Annotated in this window: 15 protein-coding genes and 1 tRNA gene; 5 read left to right on the plus strand and 11 right to left on the minus strand. The window is 39.0% G+C overall.

Annotated elements, in window-relative coordinates; genetic code table 11:
• Positions 1-19 precede the first annotated feature (19 nt).
• The 3 genes from radA to ACXITR_RS06270 all read right to left on the minus strand — a co-directional run bounded on the left by radA (position 20) and on the right by ACXITR_RS06270 (position 2557).
• Complete coding sequence (gene radA, locus ACXITR_RS06260) at positions 20-1576, minus strand: DNA repair protein RadA (protein ID WP_457996373.1); 1557 nt, start codon at positions 1574-1576, stop codon at positions 20-22.
• Positions 1577-1741: 165 nt separating this feature from the next.
• Positions 1742-2122 (minus strand): phosphomannose isomerase type II C-terminal cupin domain, encoded by a 381-nt coding sequence (locus ACXITR_RS06265; RefSeq protein WP_457996374.1) that lies wholly within the window; start codon positions 2120-2122, stop codon positions 1742-1744.
• A 30-nt stretch (positions 2123-2152) separates the two neighbouring features.
• A complete protein-coding gene (locus ACXITR_RS06270; protein WP_457996375.1) occupies positions 2153-2557 on the minus strand; it encodes a DUF4359 domain-containing protein in 405 nt (134 codons plus the stop codon).
• 65 nt (positions 2558-2622) lie between these two features.
• On the opposite strand from ACXITR_RS06270, the gene ACXITR_RS06275 reads away from it, so the two are divergent.
• Positions 2623-2695 (plus strand) — tRNA-His (locus ACXITR_RS06275).
• A gap of 88 nt (positions 2696-2783) precedes the next feature.
• Here ACXITR_RS06275 and ACXITR_RS06280 read toward each other — a convergent pair.
• A complete protein-coding gene (locus tag ACXITR_RS06280; RefSeq protein ID WP_457996376.1) occupies positions 2784-3146 on the minus strand; it encodes a hypothetical protein in 363 nt (120 codons plus the stop codon).
• A 39-nt stretch (positions 3147-3185) separates the two neighbouring features.
• Here ACXITR_RS06280 and ACXITR_RS06285 point away from each other — a divergent pair, with 39 nt between their 5' ends.
• The gene (locus ACXITR_RS06285) at positions 3186-3455 is read left to right on the plus strand and encodes a DUF6439 family protein (RefSeq protein WP_457996377.1); all 270 of its coding nucleotides are present in this window, start codon (positions 3186-3188) and stop codon (positions 3453-3455) included.
• A 13-nt stretch (positions 3456-3468) separates the two neighbouring features.
• Here ACXITR_RS06285 and ACXITR_RS06290 read toward each other — a convergent pair whose 3' ends face one another.
• On the minus strand, positions 3469-3921 hold the full coding sequence (locus ACXITR_RS06290) for an ATP-binding protein (protein ID WP_457996378.1): 453 nt from the start codon (positions 3919-3921) through the stop codon (positions 3469-3471).
• Between the two features lie 320 nt (positions 3922-4241).
• Here ACXITR_RS06290 and ACXITR_RS06295 point away from each other — a divergent pair, with 320 nt between their 5' ends.
• On the plus strand, positions 4242-5444 hold the full coding sequence (locus ACXITR_RS06295; RefSeq protein ID WP_457996379.1) for a GTPase family protein: 1203 nt from the start codon (positions 4242-4244) through the stop codon (positions 5442-5444).
• A 165-nt stretch (positions 5445-5609) separates the two neighbouring features.
• Here the strand turns inward: ACXITR_RS06295 and ACXITR_RS06300 are convergent, their stop codons facing one another.
• The 6 genes from ACXITR_RS06300 to ACXITR_RS06325 all read right to left on the minus strand — a co-directional run bounded on the left by ACXITR_RS06300 (position 5610) and on the right by ACXITR_RS06325 (position 12975).
• Positions 5610-6512 (minus strand): heme o synthase, encoded by a 903-nt coding sequence (locus ACXITR_RS06300; protein ID WP_457996380.1) that lies wholly within the window; start codon positions 6510-6512, stop codon positions 5610-5612.
• 164 nt (positions 6513-6676) lie between these two features.
• Entirely contained in the window at positions 6677-7594 is a 918-nt protein-coding gene (locus tag ACXITR_RS06305; protein WP_457996381.1) for a COX15/CtaA family protein, read from the minus strand.
• 143 nt (positions 7595-7737) lie between these two features.
• A complete protein-coding gene (locus ACXITR_RS06310) occupies positions 7738-8376 on the minus strand; it encodes an HAD-IA family hydrolase (protein ID WP_457996382.1) in 639 nt (212 codons plus the stop codon).
• Positions 8377-8452: 76 nt separating this feature from the next.
• Positions 8453-9004, minus strand: coding sequence for an NUDIX hydrolase (locus tag ACXITR_RS06315; protein ID WP_457996383.1), 552 nt, complete (start codon positions 9002-9004; stop codon positions 8453-8455).
• A complete protein-coding gene (locus tag ACXITR_RS06320) occupies positions 9005-11248 on the minus strand; it encodes a hypothetical protein (RefSeq protein ID WP_457996384.1) in 2244 nt (747 codons plus the stop codon).
• Positions 11249-11367: 119 nt separating this feature from the next.
• The gene (locus tag ACXITR_RS06325; RefSeq protein WP_457996385.1) at positions 11368-12975 is read right to left on the minus strand and encodes an ArnT family glycosyltransferase; all 1608 of its coding nucleotides are present in this window, start codon (positions 12973-12975) and stop codon (positions 11368-11370) included.
• Between the two features lie 105 nt (positions 12976-13080).
• Here ACXITR_RS06325 and ACXITR_RS06330 point away from each other — a divergent pair, with 105 nt between their 5' ends.
• Together ACXITR_RS06330 and trhO are read left to right on the plus strand one after the other, a co-directional pair.
• Positions 13081-14187 (plus strand): LptF/LptG family permease, encoded by a 1107-nt coding sequence (locus ACXITR_RS06330; RefSeq protein WP_457996386.1) that lies wholly within the window; start codon positions 13081-13083, stop codon positions 14185-14187.
• Between the two features lie 134 nt (positions 14188-14321).
• Complete coding sequence (gene trhO / locus ACXITR_RS06335) at positions 14322-15092, plus strand: oxygen-dependent tRNA uridine(34) hydroxylase TrhO (protein WP_457996387.1); 771 nt, start codon at positions 14322-14324, stop codon at positions 15090-15092.
• Positions 15093-15118: the final 26 nt, after the last annotated feature.

A 15118-nucleotide genomic window follows, 5' to 3' on the forward strand; every position in this document is an offset into this window, starting at 1 on the left:
TTGGTGGGCTTTGCCCACCCTATATGTTTTCTTCCTGTTCCTCTTCTTCTGAGTTTTGATTATTGGGGATGGCAACCACGATCGCATCTATGACCCTATTTACACTGATAATATCTAAACCAAGATCACTGGGGTAAGTTTGTCCTTTGGGAACGATCGCCCTTTTAAACCCTAATTTAGCGGCTTCTTTGAGACGTAACTCCATCTGAGATACTAGGCGCACCTGTCCCCCCAAACCGATTTCGCCGATGAGTACGGTGCGAGGATCAACTATACGATCCCGAAAACTGGCCACAATGGCGATCGCCATGCCTAAATCCGCCGCAGGTTCTTCTACCCCCAAGCCCCCCGCCGAAGCCACATAGGCATCTAGTTTGGAAAGGGGAATGCCTACCCTTTTTTCTAATACCGCCAAAATTTGTTGTAAACGGTTATAATCTACCCCCGTGGTAGAGCGTCGAGGGGATGTATAGCTAGTGGGGCTTACGAGGGCTTGTAACTCCACCACAATGGAGCGGGTACCCTCAGAAGATACGATGGTGGCAGTGCCGGGGGCAAGTTCATCCCGACTACTCATAAACAACTCCGAAGGGTTTAAAACCTCCACCAAACCGTGATCCACCATTTCAAAAATGCCGATCTCATGGGTAGCCCCAAATCTATTTTTTACTGATCTTAACAGACGATGGGATGCGTAGCGATCGCCCTCAAAATATAATACCGTATCCACCAAATGTTCTAATACCCGAGGCCCTGCGATCGCCCCTTCCTTAGTAACATGACCGACAATAAATAAAGTAATACTTTCCCGTTTTGCCACCTGCATCAGTGCCGAAGTACACTCCCTCACCTGAGAAACCGAACCGGGGGCAGAATTAATATTGGAATAATGGAGGGTTTGAATACTATCAATGATTGCCACTTGGGGTTTTAACGATTCCAACTCCTTTAAAATTTCCTCCAAATCCGTCTCAGGCATCACATAAAGATTAGGAGACGAAGCCAAACTAACAGCCCCTTTTTGTTCAGAATCTTCCTTCTTCTTGGGCTTTTTTCCATTACCATTATGATTATTCTGCTCTTCTACTTGCAACGCCTCCTGGGCGCCTACATGTAAGCGAGTTGCCCGTAACTTAATTTGTTGCCCCGACTCCTCCGCCGATACATAAAGAATGCGAGGAAGACGCAAAGATAACTGATTGGCTGTTTGTAACAATAACGTAGATTTCCCAATACCTGGATCACCCCCAATCAAAACCAAAGAACCCGGTACAATTCCGCCCCCCAATACCCGATCTAATTCCTGATAACCCGACTCAATGCGCGGTTGCTCCTCTTCCGTAATATCAGAAAACTTTACCGAAGCCCTCGGTTTTGCTTCCGCATTACCCGTATGAAATTCACGGGTTTGAGACTGCCAACCAGCCCGACTAAAACTTGTTCCCCCATTGGTGACAGGATTGATAATTTGTTCCTCCAAAGTCCCGTATGTATCGCAATTAGGACATTTCCCAAACCACTGGATAGATTCAGCCCCACAGGCACTACAAATGTAAACAGTTTTGGTCTTAGGCATGAGTCTCCTAACCTATCGTATATTTGTCATTACCTCGATTATGCGATCAAAAAAAAAATTTGTTTAAAATAATTAAGAAAAGTTAACAAAAATTCTCATCAGGCTTAAGAGTTTTAAATACCCAGATATTTCATTGGCAACAAGTCAAGGATTCATTGTTAAGGATCAATTTCCCTCAGCATCTTCAAAACGAATAATATCATCATCTCCCAAATATTCCCCATTTTGAATTTCAATCATCACCAAAGGCACAACCCCCGGATTTTCCACCCTGTGACGGATACCCATGGGTACATAGGTGGACTGTTTTGGTAGTAATAACTTTTCTTCCCCATTAAAAATGACCTTAGCAGTCCCTGCCACCACTACCCAATGCTCACTGCGATGATAGTGCATTTGGGTACTAATATGATTACTGGGCTTTACTGTAATACGATTAATACGATAGTACGGGCCCTCTTCCAACAGAGTGACAGTACCCCAAGGAGGGTTGCGGGTGTATTCTGCTTCTTGGGCTTTTTGATCTTGATTAGTGATTTCTGTCATGGCTGATTCTCAAAAATTAAGCAGGATCGATTATTGATTTTGATCATACAACTGATTCACGTCTAGGACATAAAAATTGTTGAATATACCAATAATCCTAAATCTATAGAGATAGAGGTTTGTTTCATAAATGCTCAATACCATATAGTCTTTTCTTTGGGTTGTTTCCCTAACTACCCTCGGAATTTGACCCCGTCCAGCTTCCACCATCATATGGCATACTTGGCTCTTGATTACTTGATCTAGTCCGGGGGCTCCTGCTTGACAAAGACTTTCTTTCGCATAAATAGATAGTTTTTCTTCGGCAAATTGTTCGTATTGTTTTTGATTGGGGTTAGTAAACATTAAGATACCCCCAAAAATAGCTAAAATGCTTCCGCTGAGGATGGCAATGGTGGATAGGGGCAGACTTTTTGATGGTGCAAGAGGATTCATAAAAAAAAATGGCAGATTACCTAGACTATTTTAATATTTTTATGCTATAATTAATAATCGTAATGGCGAGCGTAGCCAAGTGGTTAAGGCAGCGGATTGTGATTCCGCCATTCGTGGGTTCAAGTCCCATCGTTCGCCCTTTAACTATATTGTTGTCTTTGGCAATCATTATATCACTTCTGTTTTTTGGTAGTTACATATCTTTACCGAGAGTACAGAATAGGGGCTAGTTACTGAAACTTTTGAGTATCCAGCCGATAATAATACCGAAGCCTCCAAACCTAACGATTTGCCAGAATGGTTCGTTTAGGCTACTCCATTTAAATAGTTGACTTTCTAACCTTACTTCGATTTCTTCTAATTCTTGATTGATAAGGTTTATTTCTGTTTTGATGGACTCTCGAGAATTTCTTTTCAGTTGTTTTTCTAATTCTTGCTTTTCTTCTTCTAATTCTTTCTGACGGGTTTGGTCTTTTTCTACCTGATTGTAACGCTCTTTTAGCTGTGCGATCGCACTTTCTAACTCAAAAATAGCACCACCTAAATCGAAATCATCATGATCGGGGGAGGAGTTTTGACGCTCAGACATTCTAAAATAAAAAGTAAACAATCCATTAAATTGTACAACATGAGTATCTCATCAGAAACAAAAACTATTGCGGAACTAACTACCCTCGAATTAGCTCAACTGTTAGCCGAAAAAATGACCATTAGCTCCTATGATTGGCACAAACAAAAAAATAACCGTAAAGCCCAAGCAGGGCAACAACTTGCCTCCAGTCTTGTTTTCCTTTTAAACAATGAACCAGAAGAAGCCCTAGAAAGAGTTAATCAAGCCCAAGGATGGCTAAATAAAACCATTAATCCTTTACCTTGCCCTAGCCACGGAAATCATTAATAAAAAAAATCCCCTAACAAGCTGTGATGGCTTTGCGGGGAAAAAAATGGTGTTGTACTTGTTTACAAAGTGTTACCTGAGTACCTTGTTTATTCCATAAAACTCGGTCAAAAATGTGGTGTAACATACATAAACCTCGACCATTTTCCGCTTCATCGGGGGGAAATTTGTCGGTTTTAGGATAACATTCACACTCGCAAAAACCAGTACCCTGATTACAAATTAACCATGAGTATTCCCCTTTTTTATAGGCAAATTTGACGATAACGGGCTTACTAGGATCTAAACCATTGCCATGTTTAGCGGCATTAACGAGGGCTTCTTGTAGTCCTAATCTAATTTCTGGGTGTAACTCTTTGGGTATCTTTGTCAATAATAGATCTAAGACAGGACAAAGATAAAGGGTTGAAGGAAAACTTACGGTTTGCCATTTTCCAGTGTGAAGGGGTATACTCATCGAAATCATGTTGTTTATCTCCCGATAGTTGATTGAGGGGTGTGGAGGTAGAAGTTTTTGTTTGTCAGTGGTGACGGTGGCGAGTATAACTTCTAGTAATAGGTGTTAGGGGATGAAGAGGATTTGATGATTTTGGTAACATGATAATCTTTTAGGGTGCTTAAAGCAATTACTTTTAGGGAAAAAGTTTATTTTTCTTTTTTCTACAATGGTGCTATATGGCTTTTTTTGTCTATTGTTCCGCTTTTTGTGTAATTTTACTTATACTTACATAATAATTATATCACAGTTAACGGTTTGAATAATTGATAATTAATCACAAATAATTGATGAAATTTCCACCCATAAGACGTATCGCTAATCAGACGGTTAACCTATTCCGTGTTGATGAAAAACAGGTTGCTGACATTTTGGAATCAGTGCGATCGCAACTTCCCACCACTGAAGCCGTTTTAATAGGAAAACCCCAAGCGGGAAAAAGCTCTATTGTAAGAGGATTAACGGGGGTAGGGGCAGAGATTGTGGGGCAAGGTTTTCGTCCCCATACTCAATATACAGAGAGATACGCTTATCCATCGGAAGATTTACCCCTGTTGATTTTTACGGATACCGTGGGCTTGGGGGATGTGGAAAAAAATACGGAGGCAATTATTGATGAGTTAAGCCAAGAGTTAGATAAGGAGACGGGCAAGGCGAGAATTATTATTTTGACGGTGAAAATCAATGATTTTGCTACGGACAGCCTTAAGGAGGTGGCTTTAAATTTACGCAAAAAATATCCTCAAATTCCTTGTTTATTGGTGGTAACTTCAACCCATGAATTGTATCCCATGGACATGGAAAATCATCCCCCTTATCCTCCTAATTTACCTGATATTGAAAGGGCTTTTAATGAGATTAAAAATAGTTTTTTAGGTTTATATGATCGGGCAGTATTAATTGATTTTACCCTAGAAGATGATGGCTATAATCCTGTTTTTTATGGTTTAGATACCATGGTGGATAATTTGGCTCAACTTTTGCCTGAAGCAGAATCAAAGACTATTTATCAATTGTTGGATGAAAAGGCGGGTTCGGAATTGGGTAATATTTATAAGGAAGTTGCAAGACGTTATATTCTTTCTTTTTCTGTCATGGCTGGTACGGTGGCAGCGGTGCCTTTACCCTTTGCTACCATGCCTGTGTTGACTGCCCTAGAGGTTTCTATGGTGGGGCTTTTGGGTAAATTGTATGGTCAAAATATTAGTGTTTCTCAGGCTGGGGGTATTGTAAGTGCGATCGCAGGGGGATTCTTAGCCCAAGCGGTGGGAAGGGAGTTAATCAAGTTTATCCCCGGATTTGGAAGTGTTGTGGCAGCTTCATGGGCAGCAGCCTATACTTGGGGTTTAGGAGAAGGGGCTTGTGCTTATTTTGGGGACTTGGTGGGGGGTAAAAAACCTGATCCTGATAAGATTAAAAAGGTGATGCGCAATGCTTTTCAAGAGGCAAAAGAAAGGTTTAAAAAAGCCTCTACAGACAAAGATGATTTATAGGTATTGCTGGTTTTCGATATGACTTTTACTTGGGGTAGGCAATGGGGAATAGACAATAGGAAATGGTTACAATATCTTGAATACTAAGTTATTTTTATAGTTTAACTGCATTTTTTTCTATCTTTATTACAAGGGGTTTAATCCCCCTGCTTTTAAGTTTTTTTATCAAACTAAACTATCAACTACCATGCCAGTGCATAGTAACATCATATAAAGAATAGAATATTTAAACATGGATTTTGCCCTATCTTTGTCTTCTGGTTTTTGTTGTAATTCCCATGCTTTGGCGATGAAAAAACCGCCTAGGGCGATCGCACTTATAAGATATACTAATCCAGAGGTATGTAGAGGATAAATTAGAACAAAACTAAATACCACCGTGATAATAGTATATACCCAAATTTGTTTAACCGTAGGCTCTGCCCCTTCCACCACAGGCAACATAGGCACATTCACCTCCGCATAATCATCACTAATCATTAAAGCCAAAGCCCAAAAATGGGGAGGAGTCCACAAAAAGATAAGGGTAAAAATTGCCCATGCACTCCAACTCAAATCCCCCGTCACCGCAGCCCAGCCCACAAGGGGAGGAATAGCCCCAGCGGCACCGCCAATAACAATATTTTGGGTAGAATGACGTTTTAGCCAATGGGTATAAATGAGCATATAAAACACGATACCCGATACGGCTAGTAAGGCAGAAAGAAGATTTACCCAAAGGGCAAGGAGAGTAAAGGATGAGATACCGAGTAAAATTCCGAATATAGTGGCATGGGTAGGATGAACTTTTCCTGACGGAATCGGACGTTTACGGGTGCGTTTCATTTCATAATCAATATCTTGATCATATACGCAGTTAAAGGTTTGAGCCGAGGCGGCGGCTAAAGTACCTCCTAGGAGGGTAATCATTAGTAAAATGGGGTCAATATTTCCATCGGAAGCGATAAACATTGAAGCGGCGGTAGTGATTAGGAGTAAAGGAATAATCCTTGGTTTTGTTAGTAGATAATAACTTTTAATTACTTCCCTAAAATTTTCGTTGCGGGGGGTTAAACTTGTTCCAATCATTATAATTTTTATGGTGAATCGATGGTTAATTAATGGTAAAAATTGCTTTTTTTTGTATTTAGTAACAATGATTTACTATGAATACTTTTGATACTGAAAATTTGGCACAGGAAACCTATCAAACACAGCAAATAAGCAATATAAAATGAAGTTTGATAGTTTATCTATTGATAACTTACTTCCGAGTCTCTACTGGCAAAAACACTAAAAGATACTAAACTTCCAAATAAAGCTGCTCCAATGGTATGATGAGCGATGGTTAAGGGCTCTATTTGTAGATGAAAGTAAAAAGTACCCATACCCAAAAGAATTTGACTCCCTAGCAATAGGGAAATAATTTTGGCAAGGTTTCTTAGTTTTACTGCCAAGGCAGGAGTACGCCAAGAAAAAATAACCAGTAAGAGAGTGGCAATGGTGGGAGGAAATATGCCAATAATGTGACTATTCATTACAAAACAGAGTTGCCCTCCTGCGAGACATTGATGGGCTGCCCACTGACTAGCTACCAAACCCCCTAAAATACATTGGATATAGACGAGGATGGTGGCGATAATACTAATAAGTTTAAGATTGCCGACGGTGGCTGTACCTTGATAGGGGCTGATTTTACTGCCGATAAATACTAGGGTGGCAAAAAATAATAGGGCTGTGCCTAGATGGGCGGTGACAATGTCAAATCTGAGTAGTTGAGTGACGGTTAATCCCCCTAAAATTCCTTGGAATACGATTAAACCCAGTGCTAGGCTAGATGCCCATGGTAGCCAACAGGGTAGCGCTGATTTTTTCCACCATGATAATCCTGTAAGGGCGATCGCACTTAGCCCAATAAATGAAGCGTCAAGGCGGTGAAACCACTCGAGAAACACCTGTAAATTCATCTGTTTGGTGGGTACTACCTGACCATAACACAAGGGCCAATCGGGACAGGCTAACCCCGCATTCATCACCCTAGTAGCTACTCCAATGGCCATTAAAAGCAAAGTTGCGATCGCCATTTTCCACACTAACCATAACACCCATTTTATCGGTTTGCTAGGTTGTGCAGATCGGGGAATTGATGTATATAAAATAGATTCCGTCATACTAAACAAGGCAATTGATAACTGTACTCTGTGATCCTAGCTTAAGATCTATTTCCAGAAAGTTGACCTACTTTTTATATTTTTCCCTGATTGTCTTTACAAAACTTTACAATCGTTATAATTTGTAACTTATGTTTCTTCCATCATCTCGATAGCCAAAAAGCCCTCATGCCAACTCCTTTCGCCCCCCAATAATCTTCTTTTTTACTATCCCCAATGTACCAAGCATTTTCAGGGGAGCAATTACAATCATTAAGAGCCTTAATAAAAATATCTGGATGAGGTTTCGCCACTCCTGACAAAGATGAGATAGTAATACTAGAAAAATATTGACGCAAATTAAGACTTTCTAAAACAGAAAAAATACGGGTATCAAAATTAGAAATAATCGCAAGGTCAATACCTTCTTTTTGCCATAAATTTAAACAAGGAATTACCTCATCATAAATATACCAAGGTTCATCGGTACTAAAATGTTGATATAACTCCACAAAAAAATCATCAAAATTAGTAAAATTATCTAATAAATTTAAAGATTCAAACGTATTTTTAGCAATTTCTTTCCACCAATCAAACTCTAAGGATTTTACTAGAGATTCTTCTTGAGTGTTAAAAGAAAGGGGAGAGGAATTTTTAAAACAGTCATAAAAGGCTTGATTTACCAACTCCCTATCATAGTCAACACCATATTTTTGAGAGATTTCAACATAAGCCCAACCGACATTATTTTTTATCCCAAAAAGAGTGCCTACCGCATCTAAAAATATTACTTGTGGTTTCATAATATAGTGTTTTTTCCCCTAAAATAATACTAAATTTATACCCAAAAAGTTCCCAAAGAAGAATTATTAAAATTAATTATTTTTGAAAAAAACGACGAGCTAAAAAGTAAGCCGTAACAGATTTAGCATCAACCTCGCTACCTCGATAAATAACTTCTTCCAACTCATCAGGAGACATCAAAACTACCTCGATATCTTCGTCATCATCTTGATTAGGGGGATGGGGTAACTTTTGTAAATTTTGAGCAAGAAAAGCATAAATATATTCATCAGAATATCCAGGGGCTAGGGGAAATTTACCAAGATTTTGCCACTGATGTGCTTTATATCCCGTTTCTTCTTCTATTTCCCTTTCAATGGTAGAAAGGGGGCTTTCTCCTTTTTCGATGGTACCTGCGGGAAATTCCAATAGTCTGCCCTTGACGGCGAAGCGATATTGACGCACTAATACCAGTTTTCCCTCTGGGGTAATGGGTACGGCTAAAGCCCCCCCGGGGTGTCGGATGCACTCCCATTCTCCTTCTACACCATTGGGAAGTCGTAGTTTATTTACTTCAAATTGAAATTTTCTGCCTTGAAAAAATAGCCTTGAGCCGAGATTTTGAGGTAATTCTGGTATGATTGACATCTATTTTTCTGTGCTTTCATCAAGATTTATTTTATTCTCATCGGTGTCGGAGGGCAAATTTTTTTCTGGTACTATTTCTAATTTTCGCTTATTTTTGATCTTAATTAGTTCTTCCATTAGTTTTAACCAATTTTCTTCTTCGGGGGTCAATTCTTGGTTTATAAGTATGTCTGAGATAGATTTTTGCTGGGGGATGGAGATAGTAAAAATTGGCAAGTTACACAGTTGAGGTAAATCCCATTTCCATAGTTTTAAGGTTTTGTCGTCGCTTCCTGTGATGATGAAACTTCTTGCACGCCCTATGCTGATATGGCGAATAGGTTTTTGATGGCTTTTGAGAATTCCCATGGATGCCCCATCGGGTAAACTCCAGAGTCTGACGGTATTATCACGGCTTCCCGTAGCCAGAAGGTTTCCATCTTCACTAATGCCCATACACCAGATAGCTTCCTGATGCCCTTCGAGGGTAGCTTTGAGATTGCCCGTGGTTAGTTGCCAAATTTTAATGGTTTTGTCTTCGCTGACGGTGATGAGGTTTTGCCCTTCGGGGGTAATTTGTAATTGCCAGATGGTGTTATGGTGTCCTTGGAGGGTGGCTTTATTTTCTCCCGTGGATAATGACCATAATTTTACTGTACCATCTTTACTGGCGGTGGCAAGGGTTTCGTTAAAGGGGCAAATGGCGAGGGCTGTAATGGCGCCTTGATGCCCTGTGAGGGTATATTTTTTTTCTGCGTCGGGAAGACTCCACACCCTTACGGTATGGTCATTTTTTCCTCCCCCTGCTATTAAAAGACTGTTATCTTTGGTAATTAGGGTACATTCTACTTCGGTTTTAAATCCTGTGAGGGTTTTGTAGAGTTTTCCTGAGGGGTATTGCCATAGACGGATTTCTCGATAACTAGCACTAGCGATTATTTTACAATCACTGGTCATGGATAGGGACCAAACGGAGGCGTTATTGGCAGAGAAATTAGTCAGGTTATTGCCTTCGGGGATGCGCCACATGGATACGGTTTTGTCTCGGCTACCAGTGGCAAGGGTTATGTCATCACTACTGAGGGCAATGGCAGTCACTCCTTTGAGATGTCTTTTGAAGCTATTAATTTCCTCCCCCGTGTCGGTATTCCATAGTTTTATGGATTCTCCCCCAGCACTAATTAACATTTTATCATCAGAGGTAAGGGCGATCGCACTGATAATATCTCCATGATTCCAGTCATAAACACAACGAATCAACTTCCCTTGGGGAATAGACTTCCCTTTAATTTTAACGGCAAGACTAAGTATGTCATTAAACATCCCTTTTTCTTCTGGTGCTTTGGGCAACCAACGATTATTTTTGAGGGTTTTAATAATTTCCAAACTCCACCTTACAGGCACAACGGTTATCAACTCCCAGAGGGTATCCCAATTTCTAGCGGAAGCCAATACCTCTAATATCCTTTTCCACCTATCCGCCGAAATAGTTTTTATCCTTCTGCCTTCCTTCCCACCAAGTAACATCCATAACCACTCTATCCGTTTTAAACCCATACCATGGCTATCAATTCTCGCCCTCAACTCATCGGAAGCATCATTATAATAAACTTCTTCTAAAAGATGATAATCTGGATCAATCTCTCGATAACGTTCCCATTGTTGAGTAAAATAATAAAATAAGGCAGACTGGGAAGGCTCAAGGGGTCTATAATTAACCTCAATGGCAATGTCCAAAGCATCCTGATTATTTTCTTCACTGGCTAAACGACACACATGGGCTTGTAAATCTTCATCACTCAAAGAAGTTAACCATTCCCTCGCCCTACCCCTAATTTCCCCTTCCTTATCCTTTAATAACTCTAAAAGAATCTCCACAACGGTAGTTTTATTTTCTTCCTCTAATATTCCTTGCCATCCTAAACATACCGCCGTTAATACCCTCAATTGGATAGGATTATAAGCAACCCACCCCTTTAACTTAATTAACTTAGTTAACTCTACCTCTCGATTATCTGCCCAAGTTTGACAAACAACATTGATAAGGGATGTATCTTGTAACTTAATTTGTCGTAGGGTATTTAGTACCCCATTTTTAACATTTTTATCCCCACTAAAAATTAAAGCCTTGCTTAATATTTCAATGGACTGAGGAGTTTTTATTGTCGATAACTCTTTCACTGCCTGTTGTCTAAGGCGATCGCCCAATAGGGGAATTTCGCTGTATAATTTAGACTCTAGTTTAGTTAGTTTTTCTGTGTCCATTGAAACTTATCCACAATCATTTTCCTCACTCATTATACTAACTATTAGGTTGTCATGAAAAAGTGCTTTGCCCATAGCCAGAGTTAACCTTTTAGTTAAATATTTTTTTTGCCTAACCATCAATTATTTCCCCCGTTGCCCCTTCTCACATCATCATTATTAACCAGTAAATTTTTTCCCTGATAAACATAAAAAGTTTCCACCACAGCCCCCCCCCTACGCAAAGGAATCTCCGTAATAAAATCAAAACTATCAAAATATCCCGCCAACTCATCCATCAAACCATTATCCTGCCCAAAAACCTCCAGAGTAACCAATAAACCATCCTTGCCTATTAAATCCTCCAAAGGTTGCCAAAACTCAAACCCCCTCACATCATCACTAATACAAGTAATCGGCATGGCTATCATATCTTCATTTTGTGCTAACCCCATGGCAACATAACCCCCTAAATAATAAGCATTGGTAAAAACAAAATCACTATTACTCAACGCCTCCCGAAACTCTGGAGATGAATTAAATCCCTCCCCCAACTGCACCACATCAATTAATTCCGTAGAAGGATCATTTTCTGGAGCTACAATACCTATAGGAAAAAAAGGACTGGGATTCTGTAACGCCCCCGTAGCAAAATGAAATAAAGCAACCGCTACTAGGGTGTAAATAAAAAACCCTGAAAAGACTAGCCAATTTTTGATTCTCCGAGGAAACTCCCGATTCCAAGCACATACATAATGCCCAAAAACTATAGTTAAAGTCCAAAAACCGGGCATTGCCCACGTTGGTAAAACTTGAGTAACCCCCCCCAACAAAGTAAAACCTACCACCATCGGAAAAGATACCCACAATAGTAACCGACTAGGATAATGGGGACGACTAAAAATTTCAATTAAAAATGAGCGTATGGTTATCCACCATAAAGGAATACTAAAGCTAGGAAATAGATAACCGATACCTGCAATAAAAAAGAGAATTAGATTAAGAATATTAACCTCTATATTTCCAGAAGATTCAAACCGCCCCGAAAGTTGAAACCCAAAAGAAATCCAGTCATTTTGCCAATTCCAATACAATACAGGGAAAAGAGTGAGTAAAAATAAAACAAAAGATAGTAATAGCCAACGGGAAAAGAAAACTTGACGATAGGATTTATTACTAAGGCAAAAACCTACCAATCCCAAACCCAACAAAAAGCCATGGTATTTACTCAAACAAGTTAAACCCACCAAAACACCGATAATGGCAATACGATAAGAAGGTTTATATTCCCCATGAGAAGTAAAAAATTCCTCACTCGCCACATATAACGTTAACGTCCAAAAAAAGATTAATGGTACATCCGGTAAAGTAAGAATTCCAAAAGCTACTTGGAATATGGGAATTAAGGACGCAATGGTAACGGCAAAAAAACCAGCAGATTGGTTATACATTTTTTTGCCTGTTAAATATAATAAATACAAACTACCCGTGTGGAGTATTAAAGTACCGATACGAATAGTAAATTGATTGACAATGCCAGTTATCCAAACTCCTATCCCCGTAGTAAATGCCACTAAAGGAGGATGATCAAAATAACTCCAATCTAAATTTCTGCTATAAAGATAATAGTACGCTTCATCGTAGCCAGGTTGAAGAAAGAGGGCGATAACCGTACGGACAATTAACCCTATTATCAAGATTATATATACTTTTTTCTGGATAGTTTGGGTGTTTTTGCTGGTAGTCATTAATATTGGAAAAGGTTTGATAGTGTTACGATGGCAATATCTTGATAAGATATGTTGATTTGAAAATTAATTTTACTGTGAATGCGTCGGTTTAATCTATCAATAATGGATAGCTACATTTTGAGGGAGTTTATAATTCCCTTTACTTTCTGTGTAGCAATGTTTTCTTGTGTGGGAGTTGCCATTGCCACTATATCTGATTTATCCCACAGAATCATAGAATCTAACCTACCGCTTATCTCTGCACTTCAAGTTTTTATACTCAAATTTCCTGAGTATATAGGCTATGCCCTACCTTTTTCGGTGCTACTAACGTCACTCCTCACCTATAGCCGTTTGAGTAAAGATAGTGAATTAATTGCCCTGCAAAGTAGTGGTATCAGTATTTATCGCCTTATTGCCCCCACCATCGCGCTCAGTATTGTTATTACTTTCGTTACTTTTGCTTTTAATGAATTAATCATACCCCCATCTAATTATTTAGCCACCTCTATTCTTGCAGGAGACTCTGGAGTAGTAAGTAGATACAGTGTACAACAAGATATTTTTTATCCTCAATATGAGGAGATAGTAACCCCCGATGGAGAAGTAAAAAGAGAATTAAAAAGTCTTTTTTATGCCCAAGAATTTGATGGGCAAGAGATGCAAAATATTACGGTGATAGAAACCAGTAACCATCAGCTAGAAACTATCACAGTATCGGAAACGGGTAATTGGAATAGTAACGAGGATAAATGGGATTTTTCTAATGGGGTAATTTATCACATTAAAATGAATTTGTCGCAAATTAGTACTAATTTTTTCCAACATAAAAGGATACCACTACCCAAAACTCCTTTAGAGTTAGCTTCAAAAAGTAGAAGCCCCTATGAAATGAATATTCGTGAATCCCTTGAATATATCGAAATTTTAGAACAGGTGGGCAACCAAAGAAGTATTCTTATGTATCGTGTACGCACGGCTCAAAAAATATCTTTTCCTTTTATTTGTATCATTTTTGCTATCATTGGCTCTGCCATTGGAACAAAATTTAGTCAAAACAATAAGGGTACAAGTTTTGGTTTAACGATATTAATTGTTTTTGGTTACTATCTAACTAGCTTTTTCATCGGTAGCCTTGGTTTAATTGATGTACTTTCACCCACGATGGCGGCATGGCTTCCTAATTTCATTTGTTTTGGTGTGGGAGTTTATTTATTAGTTAAGCCTTAAGGGTAAAAAATTGTCATTTGATTTCGTGGTATGATTATAGGGAATTGATAAGCTATGTTGGGTAACTGTTGCCAAATTTACCTTACTGGTTTTAAGTCATAAAATTTTCAGAAATATTGAGATTTAGATAGGATATGAAATTTACCTTTGCTTCTTTTTATCACTTTATCCCATTGGATGAGCTTGAGATATTACAAGGGAAGTTATTAAATTTATGTAATGGGTTAGGAATAAAAGGAACTATTTTAATCGCCCATGAGGGAATTAATAGTAATATTGTGGGCATGGGAGGGGATATTGAAAAGGTGGTGGAGGAGGTAAAAAGAGTTTGTGATGGTGAGGAGTTTGATGTCAAATATTCCCTAATGGATTATGTACCTTTTGAAAGAATGAAGGTAAAAATCAAGGAGGAAATTATTACTTTTGGCATTTCTGAGGCGAATCCTAATGAAAAGGTAGGCACTTATTTATCTCCCCGTGAATGGAATGAGTTGATTTCTCAACCTGATGTTAGGTTGGTGGATACTCGTAATGAGTATGAGGTAGAAATTGGTACTTTTAAAAGGGCAGAAAATCCTCACATTAATTCTTTTAAGAAGTTTAATGATTATATAGATGACAGTTTGAGCAAAAATAAGGAGCAAAAGGTGGCTTTATTTTGTACGGGGGGCATTCGTTGTGAGAAGGTAACGGCTTTAATGCTTAAAAAAGGTTTTAAGGAGGTTTATCATCTGAAGGGGGGTATTTTGAAGTATTTGGAGGAAGTGCCAGAGGAGGAAAGTTTGTGGGAAGGGGAATGTTTTGTTTTTGATGATAGGGTAGCAGTTAAGCATGGTTTAAAAGAGGGGAGTTATCAGTTGTCTGAGTGTGGTAATCCTGTCAAAAGGCAAGAAATAGATAATTAACTCAAATCAATCCTACTTTTCATTCG

It is taken from the genome of Cyanobacterium sp. (genome assembly GCF_054166785.1).

Bases quoted from the DNA above. Each gene is read 5' to 3' on its own strand.
- radA (WP_457996373.1), bottom strand. From the start codon at position 1,576: ATGCCTAAGACCAAAACTGTTTACATTTGTAGTGCCTGTGGGGCTGAA.
- ACXITR_RS06265 (WP_457996374.1), bottom strand. From the start codon at position 2,122: ATGACAGAAATCACTAATCAAGATCAAAAAGCCCAAGAAGCAGAATAC.
- ACXITR_RS06270 (WP_457996375.1), bottom strand. From the start codon at position 2,557: ATGAATCCTCTTGCACCATCAAAAAGTCTGCCCCTATCCACCATTGCC.
- ACXITR_RS06280 (WP_457996376.1), bottom strand. From the start codon at position 3,146: ATGTCTGAGCGTCAAAACTCCTCCCCCGATCATGATGATTTCGATTTA.
- ACXITR_RS06285 (WP_457996377.1), top strand. From the start codon at position 3,186: ATGAGTATCTCATCAGAAACAAAAACTATTGCGGAACTAACTACCCTC.
- ACXITR_RS06290 (WP_457996378.1), bottom strand. From the start codon at position 3,921: ATGATTTCGATGAGTATACCCCTTCACACTGGAAAATGGCAAACCGTA.
- ACXITR_RS06295 (WP_457996379.1), top strand. From the start codon at position 4,242: ATGAAATTTCCACCCATAAGACGTATCGCTAATCAGACGGTTAACCTA.
- ACXITR_RS06300 (WP_457996380.1), bottom strand. From the start codon at position 6,512: ATGATTGGAACAAGTTTAACCCCCCGCAACGAAAATTTTAGGGAAGTA.
- ACXITR_RS06305 (WP_457996381.1), bottom strand. From the start codon at position 7,594: ATGACGGAATCTATTTTATATACATCAATTCCCCGATCTGCACAACCT.
- ACXITR_RS06310 (WP_457996382.1), bottom strand. From the start codon at position 8,376: ATGAAACCACAAGTAATATTTTTAGATGCGGTAGGCACTCTTTTTGGG.
- ACXITR_RS06315 (WP_457996383.1), bottom strand. From the start codon at position 9,004: ATGTCAATCATACCAGAATTACCTCAAAATCTCGGCTCAAGGCTATTT.
- ACXITR_RS06320 (WP_457996384.1), bottom strand. From the start codon at position 11,248: ATGGACACAGAAAAACTAACTAAACTAGAGTCTAAATTATACAGCGAA.
- ACXITR_RS06325 (WP_457996385.1), bottom strand. From the start codon at position 12,975: ATGACTACCAGCAAAAACACCCAAACTATCCAGAAAAAAGTATATATA.
- ACXITR_RS06330 (WP_457996386.1), top strand. From the start codon at position 13,081: ATGGATAGCTACATTTTGAGGGAGTTTATAATTCCCTTTACTTTCTGT.
- trhO (WP_457996387.1), top strand. From the start codon at position 14,322: ATGAAATTTACCTTTGCTTCTTTTTATCACTTTATCCCATTGGATGAG.